The sequence below is a fragment of the Fenollaria sp. C0166D3 genome (assembly GCF_056590255.1).
The window spans coordinates 97,228-115,803 of the sequence record NZ_JBWPVU010000002.1; the positions used below are offsets into that span (position 1 = coordinate 97,228).

An 18,576-nucleotide genomic window follows, 5' to 3' on the forward strand; every position below is an offset into this window, starting at 1 on the left:
TTTTTGCGCGCATCAAAAAAATGGCGGCACTTTAAGTGCCGCCATTAGCGTATATAAATTATTTTTCTTCGTGCTTATATGGTTCCAAAAATGCGTGGAAGTGTCTCATAGGTAGGTTCTTACCCCAAAGTATTCTCATATTTGGAATGCTTTCTCTATCTTCATAAAGTGCTTTTACAGCTGCTATAACATAATCTAGGTGCTCTTGAGTAAGTCTGCTCCTATCTATAGCAAAGCGCACAACATTAGCTAGTTCAGCTTGTTGCTCAGGCGTCTTAAGGTCATACTCCATAGAGAAGTCGCCAAGTTCAGCAACTCTTATGCCGTAGCGTCTAATAAGTTCAAGTGAAAAGCCTTGGCCAGCGAAAGTATCGTGACCGCGCTTGCCATCGAAGAACTCATCCATGTTGATGTAGACTGCATGGCCGCCAGCAGGCAGGACAACGCCCTTAACGCCCGCCTTGTAGAAGCCTTGAGCAAGATACTCAACTTGCTTAACACGGCTATCCATGTAATTAAAGTCGCAGCTTTCATATAGACCAACAGCTAGTGCCATGATATCGTGGCCGCTCATGCCGCCGTAGGAGTCGTTGCCGTAGCAAGAGATTTGCTTAACTTTAAGTCTTACGCCGACATCCATCTTCATGGAGCCGTCTTCATTAAAGTCAGAGAACTTTTGCCAGAATAGGCCCTTGTCTCTAAAAGCTAGCATGCCACCCATATTAGCGTGGCCATCCTTTTTAGCTGACATACAGAAGCCGTCGCAGTATGAGAACATCTCAGTCGCTATCTCGGCGATGGACTTGTCTTCGTAGCCTTCTTCGTTCATTTTGATGAAGTAAGAGTTTTCTGCCCAACGAGCCACGTCAAAGATAAGTGGTATGTCATATTTGTGAGCGATTTTATTTACTTCTCTGATGTTCGCCATGGAAACGGGTTGACCACAAACAGTGTTATTAGTGATGCACATGAAGATCAGTGGAACGTTTTGGACGCCAACGCCATTTATTAACTCTTCTAATTTTTCTAAGTCCATATTGCCTTTGAATGGATTCTTGTCATATTTACCGCCCTCAGGTATTTCATATAAAAGTTTTTTGTTATATAAATTTCTTGGTATAGAGCCCATTTGCTTGATATTGCCTTCAGTTGTATCGAAGTGACCGTTCGATGGTATAGTGAAGACCTTGCCTGGATGGCGCTCAGTCAATATATTTCTAACTATCTCCATAAGAACCGATTCAGCAGCACGTCCTTGTTGAATGATAAAGGAGTTAGGTCTTTCCATTTGCGCTGCGCCGCCATTGAAGAGGCCGCCTTCGTACTCGCATAGATAAACTTCGTCCATCATCTTTTTAACGTCTCTGCAATCAGTTCTAACTAGATCTAGAGTTTTCTTCCAGTTCTTTTCGCCGCCGCGTTCAAAGATGTCTCTAAAAGTATCAAGAAGAACGTAGTAGCCAGTGTTTCTGCCATATGCCTCGTCACCTAAGAACATCGATGACCACTGAGTGTTAGTCATGGCAGTAGTACCCGAGTCAGATAACATGTCAATAGTTAAGAGTCCCGACGGAAACGCAAACTCATTGTAGTGAGTCGCCTTAAGTGCCTTTTCACGCTCTTCTACTGTCACCTTTGGAAGGTCTTTCACCACATATGTAAAGTGTGTTGGCGTAGGAACATTTAATGGATATTTTTCACTCATAATATACCTCCTTTGAATTTTATGTGAGCCTAGTCCACTAATTCTAGTATAAGCTTTTAGCATATGAAAGTCAAGAGAGATTATTATATAAAAAACTTGCAAAAACTTTTTAAATGTATTATAATAAAGATATAAATACATAGTAAATTGATAGCATAGTAAAACTTTTTGTAATGAATTTGAGGGAGGTTTATCATGAAGGATAATGAAAATAGGGACCTAGACCCTATAAAAGAAAATCAAGATTATAATGACGATTATGATTATAATCAAGACACTAGCCCTGACTATGATGCAGTAGATAACGAAGACTATGGCGAAGACTACAACGACTACGCAGATGATGGATACGCTGATGACTACGCAGATGATGGATATGCTGATGACTATGCAGATGATGGATATGCAGATGACTACGCACAAGATGACTATAGAGATGATTATTATGAAGAAAGAAGATCACAAAACAGAGGCGGCAGAAGAAATGACAATCGCCAAAAGAGTTTAGGCAGCGGCAATAGACAAAGACAAAACAATAGGCGCAGAGACAATAGATACGCTCAAAACAATCAATACTACGATGCAAGAGTGCCATCTGAGTTTAGAGGCGGCTACTTTGACTATATAGGTAGAATTCTTTTAGGAGGTCTTCTAACTATAGTAACACTTGGAATTATGCTTCCGTGGGCTATTGTTCTTATTAACAGATATGAAATAGATAACACATATATCGAAGGAAGAAGATTGTACTTCGATGGAACAGCAATGCAATTATTTGGTAACTATATTAAATGGTGGTTCTTCTCAATCATTACCTTTGGTATATATGGCTGGATCACTCGTGTAAAGATGAGACAATGGATTGTTAAGCACACACACTTTGCTTAAGATATTTACTTAAGCTATCAAAAAATATTCTTAATACAAAAAGTTTTAAGGAGGGGCGATATAGCCCTTCTTTTTTTGCCTCTCATATCAATTTTACTTATCAAAGCAAAAAGGCTTTCATTAAGCTGAGCGCTTTAAAAACAATTTTTCTTTTCACTCAAAATTTATTTATAAAAAACCATTTTCTCCTTTTTAAAATCATTGAAGTAAAGACTTTTTTGTGTTATAATCATCTTGGAGATTATTTTTTAGGAGTGATACTATGACTAATGAAGAAAAGGAGCTTCTTGATATCATCAAAGAAGATACCATGCCTGCCCTTGGATGCACCGAGCCTATCGCCGTGTGTTACCTTGGAGCGTTTATAAAAAAGTACATAAAAGATGACATTGCTAAGGCTAATGAGATCGATGTAGTTGTTAGCAAGAACATCTATAAGAATGGTAAGAGCGTTACTATACCTAATACCGGCACTTGCGGTCTTGACCTTGCGGCTATCTTGGGCCTAAGCGGAGGCAATAAGGACGATGGGCTACTTGTTTTAACTAAATTTACTGACGAGATGATAGCTAGAGCGAAAGAGCTTAGAGAGACTTTAAATATCAAGCTAAGCTACGATGAAGATACACCTGATATATACGTTAAGATGAGTGTAAAATTTGACGACATGACAGTAGAGGGCCTATTACAAAAGGGACATACTAATGTTGAATACATAAAAGTGGATGACGAAGTTCTTTATGAAAATAAGCTAGACGAAGCAAAGGACGATGTGAAGGAATTTATGTCAAAGCTTACTCTTAAAAAGATTAAAGAGCTTGTTTTATCCACGCCAATGGAAGAGCTTGCCTTTATTGAAGAAGGCGTTGAGATGAATATGCGCGCCGCAAATGAAGGACTTAAGCTTAAGAACTCGAATCTTTTAGGACAAAGTCTTAAGAAGATGGAGAACAAAAACATAATTTCAAATGACGCCTATACAAGGACTAGGATACTAACTGCGGCAGCTGCTGATATGAGGATGTCGGGCGGTAACTGCATGGTTATGACAAGCGGCGGCAGCGGTAACCAAGGTATCAACGTTATCATACCGATATACTTAATATATGAAGAATTCGATCTAGATAAAGAAGACATGATTAGAGCAATATACTTCGGTCACGCCATCAATCGTTTTGTCAAGACTTTCTCGGGAAAGTTGTCTGGCATGTGCGGCTGCGCTATAGCAGCTGGTCTTGGTGCTGCAGCTGGCATCACGATGATGATGGGTGGAACAGACGAACAAATCGAAGGCGCGTGCTCAAATATGTTTGCAAACCTTACTGGTCTTATCTGCGACGGGGCAAAAAACACTTGCGCCTTAAAGCTATCGACATGCGCAGGCGAGGCAGTTCTTAGCGCGTTTTTAGCACTTAACGGCTGCACTCCTAAGGAAAATGTCGGAGTTGTTTCGGGCACTATTGAAGACACTATCAAAAACGTTGGACTTCTTTGCAGAAGCGCGTTTAACAGAGTTGACGACGTGATGCTTGAGATTATAAAATAAATTTTAACAGGAAAAAATTATGGAAAGAAAATTTAAAAAAGCCATCAGCTTAGAAACATTTATCTTTTTGGCAGTACTATTTGCCTTTTTCTACTATCTTTCATCTAAGATGGGAGCCATTAACTTAATCAATACCTTTATGAATACAGCTTATGCCTTGCTTATGGAAGTCTGCTTCTATATCATGGCCATAGCCGTTGTGGCAGGAGGACTATCGGCCATACTAAGTGAGTTTGGTGTTATATCCTTAATCAATAAGCTCTTGTCAAAGCTAATGAAGCCGATATACGATTTGCCGGGGGCGGCATCTGTCGGCGTTTTGACATGCTACTTGTCAGACAACCCATCGATACTTGCTCTAGCCAAGGACAAAAACTTTTTAAGGTATTTTAAAAAGTATCAAGTGCCAGTCTTGACAAACATAGGCACAGCCTTTGGTATGGGCTTTATCACGACTACTACTATGATGGGTCTAAAGATAGACGGCAGCATAAAGGCGGCGCTTATAGGCAATTTAGGCGCAATCATTGGTTCAATCGTAAGTGTTAGAATTATGATGATATTTACTAAGAAGAAATTTGGCACTGAGGCGATGGCTGTCGGCGATGCAGACGCATCTAAGGTAACTATGGACCTAAGACCAGTTAGAGAAGGATCGATTTTTAATAGATTCATAGACGCCTTACTAGACGGAGGCAAGATTGGTGTAGACATGGGCTTATCAATAGTTCCGGGCGTTATACTTATCTGCACTGTGGTACTTATACTAACTAATGGACCGGGACCAGATGGGCTTTACACAGGCGCAGCAAAGGAAGGCGTTAAGCTACTTCCAATGATTGCGGACAAATTAAGTTTTATAATTAAACCAATTTTTGGATTTACTTCAGGAAAGTGCATAGCCGTTCCAATCACAGCACTTGGCTCAGCAGGAGCTGCCATAGGTCTAGTACCTGAACTTATTAACACAGGCGCAGCAAGTGCTTCAGACGTAGCTGTCTTCACAGCTATCTGCATGTGCTGGTCAGGTTATCTTTCTACACATATTGCGATGATGGATGCCCTTGGCTATAACGACTTAGCAGGCAAATCAATATTCGCACACACTATAGGCGGCTTAGCAGCTGGCTTTTCAGCACACATACTATTTACACTATTAGCATAGATAGGAGAAGAAATGGACGAGAGACAAAGAGTAATTTCATTATTTAAATACATTAGGCAAACTATTGACGACAAGTACAAGCCTATATTAAACGTTAAGGATGAGCTTTGGAACAAGTATTTGGACGAGATTAACTTTAACAATAAATTCCTCTACTTTTCTTGCGGAAGCGATTCGACAAGCGATGTGATTCTTAGAATCACTAGACCTTATTCGCAAAAAACGCAAGAAGATATTAGAGTGCAAAATTTGTTCAAGGATTTCAGAGAGCTATATTACAAGCTTGAGAACGAATCGCACCTATATGAATTAGTCTTTGCCAATGGTATTTTAATATCAAAATACGATGCCAATATCTATCATCCTATATTAATAAAGAGGGCGGCAATTGATTTTGACTCAAGGAAAGATAGTATAGCGATACGCGATACAAACAGAGACATGACTCTTGACATCAAGCTAATATCTATGATTGACAGTATTAATCACTTGGAGCTAAAGAATATCATGGAGCACATCTCCATGAACTACTACCACCCATTTGACACAGCGTCAATGGCTGAGCTAATGAAGTCTATGGCGAAGAGATTACATACGGACTCATCTTATGAAGAGACGGGTGTGAGCGAAACGGATAAGGCTTTTACAATAATTAATAGACCACTATTATTCTTAAGAAATAAAGAGACTGATTTTATACAAAATCTTGACGAGATGATTGAATCCATAGAAAAGGGTTCGGAAGTGAACAAGAGCCTACTTAATCTATGCGGCGTCAACATCAAGGAAAAGGAAGTAGAAGAAAGAGCTGAGACGCTTGAGGACAAGATCAGAAACATCGAAGGCATTTCACAAAGCGTTTTATTCACTAAAGAAGCGAACAAGGAGCAGCTTGAAGTAGCTGAGAGAATTGCTAACTACGATACTGTTTTGGTGCAAGGGCCGCCGGGCACAGGTAAAACGCATACCATAGCGAATCTATTGGGCGATATACTTGCAAGAGGCAAAACTGTTTTAGTTGCTTCACAAACAAAGAAGGCACTATCGGTACTAAAGAGCATGACCCAAGAAGAGATCAGGGCCCTTTGCGTATCGACTATTGACGACAATAACGAGGACATGGAGAAGTCCATCGACTCGATCACTGATTATATAAGCAATCACTCCATAGAAGAGCTTAAAGAAAAGATACAAAAGCTCAATATGGATAGAAACATTCTTATCGAGAGACTTAATGAAACAAGAAAGAAAATCTTTAGCATCAAATCATCTGAGCTAAAGAGTATTAATATAGGTGAAGAAGTCTTCAGCCCAATAGACGCGGCAAGATTTTTGCATGATCACGACGGTCTAAACAAGATACCGGGCGAGGTTAAGCTATATGAGGCGCTACCGATATCAAAGGGAGACATAGACTTTTTATACTACTCAAACGAGGCACTTACTAGAGAGGACGAAAAAGAATTAAATATAGGTCTACCAGATCCAAACACTATACTTAATCCGGAAGATCTTGAAAAGACTATAGATGCGATGGATGCAGCACTTCTTAGAGCGAAGACGCTTAAGGAAGAGATCAGAAGAAACATCACTTTAAAGGAAAGAGTCTACCTTGATCAAAATGCTCTATATAATGGCAAGGCCGATGAAGATTTTAGTGATATCTACGAGAAGATTGATTATATCAATAGTCTTGACGAGCTGGAAGATTGGCAGATAAAAGCCATTGTTAGTGCCAAGGCAGGAAATGCTGATAAGAAGAGCTATATTAGGCTAACAGAGCTAATCACAGAGCTTGATGACTACTACGATAGAAACGTAGAGCACCTAAGAGGCAAGAGACTTATCTACCCAGCTGATATGAATCAAAAAGAGCTAAGACAGTCACTTGAAGAGATGAGATCAAGACTTGTTGATGGCAAAAAAATTAAGGGTATATCCGCGATGTTTAAAAACTCGTGGAAGAAAGTACTTACAAGTGTTAGCATCAACGGCCAAGGCCTAGTAACTGTCGAGGATATGGACGACGCTATAGTCAACATCAACCTAGATATCAAGATAGCTGAGCTAAAAGCCTTATTCGACGAGCTTATATACAAGACAAATGATGATTTTGATAGAGAAAAGCTAATTGAAAATAAAGAACTATTAAGCTATTTACCATTAATCACAAAGCTAATGAAGTTCTACGACGAGAACGTTCAGTCCTTATTTAAGCTAATGCAAGACAAGGGCATCAACGTCAACAGTATCTTTGTCAACAATAAAGTTCTTTCACCGCACGATTCATTTATTAAAGAGATGAAGCTGATTAAAAACGATTTAAGAAAGTACATTGAACTCGCTGACGAATATGATTTAAAATACATTCCTGCAAAGGCGAAGCTTGATGATACACTTGATAAATTAAAAGTTGATGAAGATAATAAATCTGATTTACTCTTATTAATGAATACTGCGATTGAGACTAAGTACTACGACAGCTATAGAGATAGTTTTGAAAATCTTAAAAAGACTTATGAAAAGATTAAGATACTTAAGAAGAGAAACGAACTTCTTGATGAATTGGCAGCTGTTGCACCTACTTGGAAAGAGTTTATATATAACCGCTTCGATATACATGGACTTAAAGATGCACCTGAAAATATCGAAGAGAACTGGTATTACAAGCAATTTGATGGCATCATCTCAAAGATAAATAGAACGCCTTATGAAAAGTATCAAAAGATGATGACTTGGTACAAGAAGCAGCTTTATGATATAACGAAAGAGCTCGCTTCGAACATGGCATGGCACTCATTTATGCTTAAGATCAAGGACGATATAGAGAAAAAGCAAGCACTACAAGGCTGGCAGCTAACAATGAAGAAGATTGGTAAAGGTACTGGCAAGCAAGCGATTGGCCTAAAGAAAGAGGCTAAAGAGCTTATGAAGAAGTGCCAAAGAGCTGTTCCTGCTTGGATTATGACCATTGACAAGGCGCTTGAAAGTCTTGATTACAATCAAAAATTTGACTATCTAATCATAGACGAAGCATCTCAAGCAGACATCTCGGCTATACCTATACTTCAATTAGCAAAAAAGGCTATCATAGTCGGCGACGATGAGCAAGTAAGCCCACAAGCGGTCGGCATAGACCAAGACAAGCAAAGAAATCTTATAGATATGTATATTAAAGACAAGGTGGCAAACAGCCATTTATATGATTTAAACTCATCTCTATACGATATACTTAAGACAAGCTTCCCAGTCTTAACGCTTAAGGAACACTTTAGAAGCGTGCCAATGATAGCTGCTTACTCAAATTTCATTTCTTACGATGGCATAATAAAGCCACTAAGAGAGTCATCATCGACAAAGGTTCAGCCTGCGCTTAAATTAGTAAAGGTCGATGGCATAAGAGATGAAGATAGAGTGAACGAGGCAGAAGCAAATTACATTGCAGATGAAATCCTAAGGATAAAGGACGAGCCTGATTATGAAGGCAAAACAATCGGTGTAATATCGCTTGCGAGCGAAGATCAAGCTAAATTTATAGATAAGCTTCTTATAGAAAAGCTAAGCCTACAAGATTATGATAGGCTAAACATCTTATGCGGCAGACCAGCAGCTTTCCAAGGCGATGAAAGAGACATCATCTTCTTAACGACTGTTGATTCAAACGACAAGGACGAAGCGATGAAGGTCTTAAATGAAGGCGCCTACGATGTGAACAAGAAGAAATACAACGTAGCAGTATCAAGGGCCAAGGACCAAGTAGTTTTAGTCACTTCGCTTGATTACAAGAAGGACCTAAAGCTAGGCGATATTAGAAGAACTTTAATCGAGTTCTTTATAAATCCTGAGGACAAGATGGTCTTTGACAAAAGAAATAGATATGAGCTGTCGTCATTTGAAGAAGACATTAAGAAAGAGCTTGAAGCAAGGGGCGTCGAAGTAAAAACGAATGTCGAAGCAGGTCTATATAACATAGCCTTACTCGCAATTAAAGACGATAAGAAATTTATAGTAGAAGCAGAAGGATCAGAATTTGATATAGATGACGAAACAATCATCGACCAAATGGAAAAGAGAGATATTTTGGAAAGAGTTGGCTGGAACTTTGTCAGCATCAGAAGCACAAAGTATTACTACGATCCATCAAAGGCGATAGATGATTTACTTAACGATATGAAGTAGAAGGTGATTTTTTGGATACACTTAGAGAAGCAGGCATACTTTTACCTATAAGTATATTAAAGAGCAAATATAAGCACGGCACATTCAAAGACGCCATGAAGGCGGTTGATTTTTTAAACAAAGCAGGTCAAAAGATTTGGCATATCGAGCCAATCATGTATATGGACGGAGATTTAAGAAGCGAAAAAAACATTTCTCAGTTCGCCCTTGACCCAATATACGCGGATTTGGATGAGTTCATCAACATGGGTCTACTTAGCACGGCAGAGATATTTAAGCTAGATGAAGAGGCAGAGAAAAAATTCGAAGCGCACGACAATGAGCTAATCAAGGCTGAAAAGATAAAAGCGCTGCGCCTTGTATATAAAAGAGCTTATCAAGACTTCACGAAAGAGGCCATTTACCAGGACTTCATCAATGAAAATCAATATTGGCTAAAAGATTTCTCACTTTTCATGACTATATATAATAAGAAGAAAGTCTTTGAAGAATTTTCAGATGAAGAGATAAATATCGCCATTTACAAGGAGCATATCGATGAAGAAATCGAAGAAGAAGCGAAATTCCAAGAATTCGTTCAGTTCTTATTGTATAGGCAGTATCTTAAGTTAAAAAATTATGCCAATGGCTTAGGCGTAAAAATTTTTTGCGACGTTCCTTTTTATGCTAATGAAATATCTTCAGAGGCGTGGGCAAAGAAGGATTACTTTGAAGTCGATAAAAAGCTAAGACCACTTAATTACGCTATAAAAGCGTATGAACAAGATAAGGACCTAAATCAAATTGATAAACGATTGGTTTATAGTTTTGATTTTATCGCCTTCGACGGATATGAATATATAAAGGAAAAGTATTCTTATTATGCAAAGCTATTTGATTATATTAGGTTAATCGATATTGAAGACTACGAGACAACAATCAAAGTCGATGCGAAGACTATGGACCTAGATACTATAAGCGCGGATAAAAATCCTATAGAAGAAATTTTTTCTGTATTGAAAGATATCGATGTAGTAAATAAAGTATTTACTGATTATATTAGATGCAATTCGAAAATCATTAGAAAGATAATGAAAGATGATAGGATAATCGAGTCAAGGACTATACAAGACGCCTTTGACGTAAATGCTGATGAGAAGAACTTGCCGCTTAATGTTGACAAGACTTGCTTATACTACAGCTCGGACTTTGATATGAAAGAGCTAAGTAAGTACTTAAACTCATCGAGCGATATGAAGCTAAGGATAGAGGACTACACGATGAAGAAGGACTTCAATAACTACGACATCATCGAAAGGATGTATAGCTCTAACGCTTCTAAGGTAATTATTGCTCTTTGGGACTTAAGTGGCGAGGTAAATAAGAAGACTTGCGAAGTCGATATTAATGAAATAAGCCTTAAGCTCGAAACGATTTTGAAGCAATATATGATACAATTCTCACGATAGACGAAATAAAATATAAGCACATAGACGACCACATGGCTCCGATATATGAATTTAAAAGTTCAATATCGGGGCTTTATTATTGATTATTATTCAAAAAACTTGACTTTTATCATTAGAAAGTTTATAATAGTCATTGTAGATACTAATTTTATTTTAAGGAGGAAATTAAAATGAAAAGCAAAAAGTTTTTAGCTTTACTATTAGTTTTAGTAATGGCTATAAGCGTACTAGCAAGTTGTAAACCAGCTGACGAGCCAACAGATGCTGACAAACCAGCTGAAACAACAACAGATGAAGGAAAGGATACTCCAGCAGAAAACGAAGAAGAACAATCTGCTGAAATCCCTACAGGTGGAGAACCAGATGCTGATCAATACATCAACACATTTGACGACTCTCACCCAACTACTCTTGACCCTGCAAAAGGAAACGATAGATATGGTAACAGTATACTTATAAACGTACTTGAACCACTTATCAGAATCCAAGACGTAGAAGGCAAATTAGGCGAAACTGAATATGTTCCAGCAGGAGCTGAAAGCTGGGATATCTCAGAAGACGGTCTTACTTACACATTCCATATCAGACAAGGTAACAAATGGAACGACGGCCAAGAAGTTACTGCAAAGGATTATGAATACGGTATTTTAAGATGTATCGATCCAGCTACAGTTTGTCCATATGCTAACATGCTATACAACATCGAAAATGCTGAAGCTGCTAACGGCGGAAAAGCATCATTAGAAGAAGTTGGCGTTAAAGCAACAGATGATTACACACTAGAAATCACACTAGCAGCTAAGACACCTTATTTCTTAGACCTAGTAACTCAAAGAGTTTTCTTCCCAGAAAGAAAAGACTTAGTAGAACAATACGGTGACTCTTACTCAACAAGCCCAGAAACAACTCCACAATGTGGACCATTCATTCTAAACGATTGGGTTATCAACTCAGAACAAAACTATGTTAAGAATGAAAACTACTGGGATAAAGACAACGTAAAATTAAGTAAATACAAAGTATCTATAATCAAAGACTCAAACACAATCTACAACGCACTTAAAGCAGGTCAAATCGACTTCGCAGGTGTAGGTGACCCTAAGTGGAGAAGCCAATTCTTAGACAACCCTGATTACTATAGCTTCGTAAGAGCTAACCCAGGTACAGATTACTTCATGTTCAACTTAACTGAAGATTCTAGAGTTAAGAGCGCTAAGATTAGACAAGCTATCTCTATAGCTCTTGACAGACAAGAATTAATCGACACATGCATGAACGGTGTTCCAACACCAGCTTATGACTTTGTACCACCAGCTGTTACTTGCCAAGCTAAAGAATTCAACAAACTTGGTGAAGGTTGGGTTTCTAAGTTAATGGAAGAAAATCCAGATCCAAAGGCTTTATTCATCGAAGGCATGAAGGAAGACGGACTTGGAGAAGATCCATCAGCAGTTACTTTAAGATTACTTGGTTCTAACACATCTCAAGATGGTAGAAAATCAAGTGAATTTATTCAACAAAACTTAAGCGAAGTTTTAGGTTGCCAAGTTGAAGTAGATAACCAAGAATGGTCACAATTTATCAATATTGTTAATACTGGTAATGATTGGGATATCGCATGGTTAGCTTGGAATGCTGACTTTAACGACCCTGCTAACTTCCTAGAAACTGAATATTCTAAGACAGCTGCTTATCCAGTAGGATATGTTAACGCTGATTTCGATGCTTTAATTGAAAAAGCAAGAGAAACTATCGACCCAGAAGAAAGATGCCAAATTCTTCATGACGCTGAAAAGATCATCGTTCATGACGATCCAGCTCTAGTTCCAGTTGTACACGGTATAGCTCACATCTTCAGAAGATCATACATCAGAAATGCAAGCTATAACTACTTCTCAACTATGGGTATGTCAAGAATATACACAAGCGGTAGAAAATAGTTAGTAAAACAATTTATAAACTAGAAAAGGGGATTCTTCCCCTTTTCTTAGCTTATAAGAAGAAATTAGGAGGATAATATGATAAAGTATATCGTAAAAAGAGTTGTTTATTTATTTATTACTCTTTTTATAATCACTACAGCAACATTTTATCTAATGCATACTATTCCTGGAGACCCTTTGACCGTTAGAGTCCAAAAGAACTTACCAGAACAAATCAGAATTAACTTTGAAAAGAAGTATGGCTTGGATAAACCGTTGCATGAACAATATGGAATGTTCTTAAAGAACTTAGCTCAAGGAGACTTCGGTGAATCAATTACATATCCAGGTGTAAAGATTGCGGATAGAATATTCAAGACAGCGCCTATATCAGGTGCTTTAGGCGGAACAGCTCTAGTTGTAGGCTTCATACTAGGTATGACCTTAGGTATCATAGCCGCGTTAAACAGAGGTAAGTGGCCTGACTACTTAGTTATGTTCCTTGCAATTATAGGTATAGTACTACCATCATTCGTATTAGCGACATTACTTCAATATATATTTGCTAATAAACTTAATGTGCTACCAGTATTTGGTTGGGGAACAGTTAAGCACGCTGTGCTTCCTGTTATAGCGCTAAGCTTTGGTACTATAGCAACTTATGCAAGATACATGAGATCTTCAGTACTTGAAGTTATTAACTCAGACTATATCTTAACAGCGAGAGCAAAAGGCGTAAGCGAATTTAACATTATAAGAAAGCATGTGTTTAAAAATGCATTTATTCCATCACTAACTATACTTGGACCACAAATTGGTGGTATCTTTGCAGGTTCCTTCGTTATAGAAAAGATATTCTCTATACCAGGCTTAGGATTCTTCTTAGTATCATCAATCAATGACAGAGACTATCCGATGATCATTTCATCAACAATATTCTTTGCCTTCTTATTTATAGTTGCTACATTAGTTGTAGATATACTATATGTAATCATAGACCCAAGAATCAAGTTATCAGAAGATTAATCAGGAGGTAGACATGGAAGAAAAAGATTTAAAACTTACTCCTGAGATGTTCAAAAGGATACCAAAAGACAATGAAGAAGCAGAACATATTGCTAGACCTTCAATATCTTTTTGGCAAGACGCATGGAGAAGATTAAAAGAGAATAAAGTAGCTATGCTAGCACTTGTTTTGCTTGGCATACTTGTATTTTTAATTATATTTGGACCATACTTTAACAGTTACAGTCCTATAGCGATGTCTTCAAAAACAAAAGACATACTACCTAACTCACAATTCTGGTTTGGTACCGATAGTGCCGGCCGTGACATATTTACAAGAGTTTTCTACGCAGGTAGAACATCACTTGTTATCGGTCTTGCGGGCGCACTTATATCAACAATAGTTGGTTTATTATATGGTGCTATCTCAGGATACGTTGGTGGCGCAGTTGATATTGTAATGATGAGAATCCTAGAAATTCTAGCTTCACTACCATATTTACTAGTAGTAATCGTACTACAAATCAGACTACAATCAAAAAACATTGGTACTCTATTACTTGCCTTAACTATAACAGGTTGGACAGGTACAGCTCGTATAGTACGTGCTGAAGTACTAAGAATAAAGGCTCAAGAATACGTTCTTGCAGCTCAAACACTTGGCGTAAGCTCTTGGAAGATAATTACAAGACACTTAGTACCAAATGCTATGCCTATACTTATAGTAGGTATTACATTTGACGTTCCAGGCTTTATATTCTCAGAAGCCTTCCTATCATACTTAGGTATAGGTCTTCAATCACCTGCAACATCTTGGGGTATTATGTGTTCTGAAGCGACAAGTACCTTCATGTACTTGCCACATCAAATGTTCTTCCCATCACTAATGATAGCTATAACAATGTTATGCTTCACACTATTAGGCGATGGACTTAGAGACGCACTTGATCCAAAACTAAGAAAGTAGGAGGCTAATGATGGAAAACAATAGAGAAAAACTATTAGATGTTAAAAATCTTAACGTTTCTTTCCATACTTACGCTGGTGAAGTAAAGGCAGTTAGAGGTTTAGACTTCCACCTTTATCCAGGTGAAACATTGGCTTTCGTAGGTGAAAGTGGATGCGGAAAGAGCGTTACAGCAAAATCACTAATGAGACTACTTCCAAAGGACAGTAGTGAAATAAAGAAAGAATCACAAATTACATTTAACGGTAAGGATGTCTTAGCTATGAACTCCAAGGAATTAACAGACCTTAGAGGTAATGATATATCTATGATATTCCAAGACCCAATGACTTCATTGAACCCAACTATGCGTATAGGGGACCAAATCAAAGAAGCATTAAAGATACACAGACAATTAAGCGGCGCTGAAGCTGACAAGGTTGCTGTTGACTTACTAGAACTAGTTCAAATACCAGAAGCAAAGAACAGACTTAAATCATATCCACACGAATTATCAGGCGGTATGAGACAAAGAGTTATGATTGCGATTGCACTTTCATGTAATCCAAAGCTTCTTTTAGCTGACGAGCCAACAACAGCACTTGACGTAACTATTCAAGCACAAATACTTGACTTATTACAAGACCTTAAGAACAGATTAAACACAGCCATCATACTTGTAACTCATGACCTTGGCGTTGTTGCTAACTTTGCTGAGAGAATTCAAGTTATGTATGCAGGTGATATCGTTGAAGAAGGAACTACAGATGAAATCTTCTACAATGCTAGACACCCATACACATGGGCTCTACTTAACTCTATTCCAAAGGTTCACGCAAAAGACGTTGAGCTTAGAGCTTTAGGCGGTACACCACCAGATCTATTACTACCATTACCAGGATGCCCATTTGCAGCTAGATGCTCTAGAGCGATGGAAATCTGTAAAAAGGCACACCCTCCTAAGACTGAACTATCTCCTACACACCACAACTGGTGCTGGCTAGAACATGAATTAGCTGGAGATATTGACTGGGATGCAATGAGAGGAGGAGCATATTAATGGCTAAATTTACTGAAAAACTTATAGAAGTTAAAAACTTAAGTAAACACTTCAATGTTGGCAAGGGTAAAACTCTTAAAGCTGTTGATAATGTTAGCTTTGATATCTACAAGGGCGAAACATTTGGCGTTGTAGGTGAATCTGGTTGCGGCAAGACAACTTGTGGTAGAACAGTTCTTGGTATGTACAGAGCTACTAAGGGTGAAGCTTTATTTAACGGTAAAGACATTCATTCACTTAGAGGTAAGGAAGCTATTGACTTCAAGAAGAATGCTCAATACATCTTCCAAGACCCATATGCATCACTTGACCCAAGAATCACTGTTGGTGACATCATTGCTGAAGGTATGGATGTTCACTTCAACTATAGTCATGAAGAAAGACAAGCTAAGATAAATGAATTACTTGACAAGGTAGGTCTAAACAAGGAACACGCTCTTAGATACCCACATGAGCTTTCAGGTGGACAAAGACAAAGAGTTGGTATAGCAAGATCACTTGCTGTAGAACCATCATTCATTGTCTGCGACGAACCTATCTCAGCTCTAGACGTATCTATTCAAGCGCAAATCGTTAACCTACTAAACAAGCTTCAAGACGAACTTGGCTTAACATACATGTTTATCTCACACGACTTATCCATGGTTAAGCACATTTCTGACAGAATCGCAGTAATGTACCTTGGATCAATCGTTGAACTTGCAGAAAGTTCACAAATTTATGAAGCATCACTTCACCCATATACACAAGCTTTGATGAGTGCTATACCAGTACCAGACCCACATGCAGGATCAGCAAAGAACAGAATCAAGCTTGAAGGAGAAGTGCCTTCACCAATCAACACTCCACCAGGATGTAAATTTGTTAACAGATGTAGATATGCAATGGACATCTGCCACAAAATTGAACCTGAACTTAAGGAGTTAAAGCCTGAACACTTCTGCGCTTGCCACTTGTATGACAACGGTTTGATAGACTTAAAAGATGCAAAGGTAACACAAGATTTAGGAAACAAATAATTAAATAAAGAATATGATTAAAGGGGGAAGAGATTTTCTTTCCCCTTTAAATATTAGGAGCCTAAGAAATGAAAAATAAAAAATTAATAAAAATATTATTTTATATCTATATTGCTTTTTTGATTCTCTTTGTCGTTTTAAAATTCGATGGCAGTTTTGAAAGAATCATATCCTTACATAATAGCATAATTGAAAATGAAAAAGATGGTTTAAGAAATATAAACTTAATTCCATTTAAAAGCATATCTCCATACCTAAGAAATATTACAGAGCCTTATGCTTTTAAAAACATTATTGCAAACATTCTAGTCTTTATACCCTTAGGATTTTTTATTTCGAATAAGAACAGTAAAAATGTATTTAAGACTGTAGTCATTTGCATATCTGTAATACTTTCAATTGAGTGCATACAATTATTATTCAAAATTGGATTTTTCGATGTAGACGATATAATATTAAATTTTATAGGATCATTAATTGGCATGGGTATTAATAAAATTTTGATTAAAGAAAGTTAAATTATTATTTATTAAGTATGTAGTGATATCTTATTAGTATATTGTAATTAATTAGAAGGGAGTACTATACTTTGACTATTAAAAATTTATAGACTAAGCTCTGAATCAATTCGGGGCTTTTCTTTTGCCTCTTATATGAGATTAAATGCATCTTAAGTTAAAAACATATTTATATTAGTAAACCTATAGTATAATTAAGACAAGAAAGGAGGATATAGTATGAAAGTTAATATAGAGCTCTCAAACGAATACAAAGAGCCAGAGATACTTATTCGAACTGATAAAGTCACTGACGAAGTCAAGAGACTAGTAGCATTATTAGATAGTGCCAGTAAACCCATCATCGTAAAAAAGGATGATGGCAAAATCATAATTAAGCCAGAGGAGATATATCTTTTGCGAGTGGAGGCAGAGGGAATTGCTATATATCTTGAAAGTGATAGATATATATCTAAGGACAGTTTAAAAAGTTTCGAAGAGAGGCTTTCCAAGAATTTTATACGCATTTCAAAGCAGGTCATCATCAATGCAGACAAGCTGAAACGAGTGGAAGCCGGTTTTAACGGTAGCTTAACAGTCTTTCTTGAAAACTCGCTGAAAGATTATGTAACGAGAAACTATATCGCTCTTTTGAAAAATTATTTAGGAATATGAGGTGTTATTATGAAGTTTAGAGATTTAATTAAGTCTACGTTATATGCTATAACAGTATCCTTATTTTTGACAGTCTTTGGTCTTATAGGCAAAGAGCAAGGCTTAGGTGGAGTTCTTGAGCTTGGATCATATGGTTTTACCAAAGCGATGCTTGGAGCATTGTTAATAGGCCTTGGATATGGACTTCCTTCGTTTATATTTAGCATTGATTCAATTAGTTTTCCACTTAGATCAATTATTTATTTGACTACAGGTATTGGGATTATGATACTAGTTTTTTTAAAGTTTGGTTATATACCAGATGGCTACGGAATAGTTGATATACTTCAAATGCTTATAGTGCCAGTTGCAATTGCGCTTATATTATGGTATTTAAGCTATTTGCATTACAAAAAAGTTGCAAAGATAATGAATGAAAAATTAAAAGAGAAAAAATAGTTTTGCACGAAAAAGGTAGCTGGCAATTTGCTAGCTACCCTAATTTTATCTTTCATTACATATATATTTTTGGTTACAAATAT

Annotated in this window: 14 protein-coding genes; 13 read left to right on the top strand and 1 reads right to left on the bottom strand. The window is 37.4% G+C overall.

Annotated features, from left to right (window positions below; translation table 11 throughout):
* Window positions 1–58: 58 nt before the first annotated feature.
* A complete protein-coding gene (locus AC1EJ0_RS01695; RefSeq protein ID WP_480023035.1) occupies window positions 59–1,705 on the bottom strand; it encodes a tryptophanase in 1,647 nt (548 codons plus the stop codon).
* Between the two features lie 195 nt (window positions 1,706–1,900).
* Between AC1EJ0_RS01695 and AC1EJ0_RS01700 the strand changes: the two genes are divergently transcribed.
* The 13 genes from AC1EJ0_RS01700 to AC1EJ0_RS01760 all read left to right on the top strand — a co-directional run bounded on the left by AC1EJ0_RS01700 (window position 1,901) and on the right by AC1EJ0_RS01760 (window position 18,493).
* Window positions 1,901–2,593 carry a DUF898 family protein gene (locus tag AC1EJ0_RS01700; protein ID WP_480023034.1) on the top strand — a complete coding sequence of 231 codons (693 nt, stop codon included), beginning with the start codon at window positions 1,901–1,903 and terminating at the stop codon, window positions 2,591–2,593.
* Window positions 2,594–2,855: 262 nt separating this feature from the next.
* Window positions 2,856–4,139, top strand: coding sequence for an L-cysteine desulfidase family protein (locus AC1EJ0_RS01705; protein WP_480023033.1), 1,284 nt, complete (start codon window positions 2,856–2,858; stop codon window positions 4,137–4,139).
* Between the two features lie 19 nt (window positions 4,140–4,158).
* Window positions 4,159–5,304 (top strand): CD0519/CD1768 family membrane protein, encoded by a 1,146-nt coding sequence (locus AC1EJ0_RS01710; protein WP_480023032.1) that lies wholly within the window; start codon window positions 4,159–4,161, stop codon window positions 5,302–5,304.
* A gap of 12 nt (window positions 5,305–5,316) precedes the next feature.
* Complete coding sequence (locus AC1EJ0_RS01715; protein WP_480023031.1) at window positions 5,317–9,483, top strand: AAA domain-containing protein; 4,167 nt, start codon at window positions 5,317–5,319, stop codon at window positions 9,481–9,483.
* 11 nt (window positions 9,484–9,494) lie between these two features.
* Entirely contained in the window at window positions 9,495–10,931 is a 1,437-nt protein-coding gene (locus AC1EJ0_RS01720; RefSeq protein WP_480023030.1) for a 4-alpha-glucanotransferase, read from the top strand.
* A gap of 170 nt (window positions 10,932–11,101) precedes the next feature.
* Window positions 11,102–12,871 (top strand): peptide ABC transporter substrate-binding protein, encoded by a 1,770-nt coding sequence (locus AC1EJ0_RS01725; RefSeq protein WP_480023029.1) that lies wholly within the window; start codon window positions 11,102–11,104, stop codon window positions 12,869–12,871.
* Window positions 12,872–12,949: 78 nt separating this feature from the next.
* Complete coding sequence (locus AC1EJ0_RS01730) at window positions 12,950–13,879, top strand: ABC transporter permease (protein WP_480023028.1); 930 nt, start codon at window positions 12,950–12,952, stop codon at window positions 13,877–13,879.
* A gap of 13 nt (window positions 13,880–13,892) precedes the next feature.
* Window positions 13,893–14,825 carry an ABC transporter permease gene (locus AC1EJ0_RS01735; RefSeq protein WP_480023027.1) on the top strand — a complete coding sequence of 311 codons (933 nt, stop codon included), beginning with the start codon at window positions 13,893–13,895 and terminating at the stop codon, window positions 14,823–14,825.
* Window positions 14,826–14,835: 10 nt separating this feature from the next.
* Window positions 14,836–15,864, top strand: coding sequence for an ABC transporter ATP-binding protein (locus AC1EJ0_RS01740; protein ID WP_480023026.1), 1,029 nt, complete (start codon window positions 14,836–14,838; stop codon window positions 15,862–15,864).
* Window positions 15,864–16,883 (top strand): ABC transporter ATP-binding protein, encoded by a 1,020-nt coding sequence (locus AC1EJ0_RS01745; RefSeq protein ID WP_480023025.1) that lies wholly within the window; start codon window positions 15,864–15,866, stop codon window positions 16,881–16,883. The genes AC1EJ0_RS01740 and AC1EJ0_RS01745 overlap by 1 nt, the downstream gene beginning before the upstream one ends.
* A gap of 68 nt (window positions 16,884–16,951) precedes the next feature.
* Window positions 16,952–17,401: a VanZ family protein gene (locus tag AC1EJ0_RS01750; protein WP_480023024.1), complete on the top strand. Its 450-nt coding sequence runs from the start codon at window positions 16,952–16,954 to the stop codon at window positions 17,399–17,401.
* Window positions 17,402–17,620: 219 nt separating this feature from the next.
* On the top strand, window positions 17,621–18,055 hold the full coding sequence (locus tag AC1EJ0_RS01755; RefSeq protein WP_480023023.1) for a LytTR family DNA-binding domain-containing protein: 435 nt from the start codon (window positions 17,621–17,623) through the stop codon (window positions 18,053–18,055).
* Between the two features lie 9 nt (window positions 18,056–18,064).
* Window positions 18,065–18,493, top strand: coding sequence for a DUF3021 domain-containing protein (locus AC1EJ0_RS01760; protein WP_480023022.1), 429 nt, complete (start codon window positions 18,065–18,067; stop codon window positions 18,491–18,493).
* Window positions 18,494–18,576: the final 83 nt, after the last annotated feature.

What these genes read in the sequence shown, in the direction of transcription:
- AC1EJ0_RS01695 (WP_480023035.1), bottom strand. Translation starts at nt 1,705, where the DNA reads ATGAGTGAAAAATATCCATTAAATGTTCCTACGCCAACACACTTTACA.
- AC1EJ0_RS01700 (WP_480023034.1), top strand. Translation starts at nt 1,901, where the DNA reads ATGAAGGATAATGAAAATAGGGACCTAGACCCTATAAAAGAAAATCAA.
- AC1EJ0_RS01705 (WP_480023033.1), top strand. Translation starts at nt 2,856, where the DNA reads ATGACTAATGAAGAAAAGGAGCTTCTTGATATCATCAAAGAAGATACC.
- AC1EJ0_RS01710 (WP_480023032.1), top strand. Translation starts at nt 4,159, where the DNA reads ATGGAAAGAAAATTTAAAAAAGCCATCAGCTTAGAAACATTTATCTTT.
- AC1EJ0_RS01715 (WP_480023031.1), top strand. Translation starts at nt 5,317, where the DNA reads ATGGACGAGAGACAAAGAGTAATTTCATTATTTAAATACATTAGGCAA.
- AC1EJ0_RS01725 (WP_480023029.1), top strand. Translation starts at nt 11,102, where the DNA reads ATGAAAAGCAAAAAGTTTTTAGCTTTACTATTAGTTTTAGTAATGGCT.
- AC1EJ0_RS01730 (WP_480023028.1), top strand. Translation starts at nt 12,950, where the DNA reads ATGATAAAGTATATCGTAAAAAGAGTTGTTTATTTATTTATTACTCTT.
- AC1EJ0_RS01735 (WP_480023027.1), top strand. Translation starts at nt 13,893, where the DNA reads ATGGAAGAAAAAGATTTAAAACTTACTCCTGAGATGTTCAAAAGGATA.
- AC1EJ0_RS01740 (WP_480023026.1), top strand. Translation starts at nt 14,836, where the DNA reads ATGGAAAACAATAGAGAAAAACTATTAGATGTTAAAAATCTTAACGTT.
- AC1EJ0_RS01745 (WP_480023025.1), top strand. Translation starts at nt 15,864, where the DNA reads ATGGCTAAATTTACTGAAAAACTTATAGAAGTTAAAAACTTAAGTAAA.
- AC1EJ0_RS01750 (WP_480023024.1), top strand. Translation starts at nt 16,952, where the DNA reads ATGAAAAATAAAAAATTAATAAAAATATTATTTTATATCTATATTGCT.
- AC1EJ0_RS01755 (WP_480023023.1), top strand. Translation starts at nt 17,621, where the DNA reads ATGAAAGTTAATATAGAGCTCTCAAACGAATACAAAGAGCCAGAGATA.
- AC1EJ0_RS01760 (WP_480023022.1), top strand. Translation starts at nt 18,065, where the DNA reads ATGAAGTTTAGAGATTTAATTAAGTCTACGTTATATGCTATAACAGTA.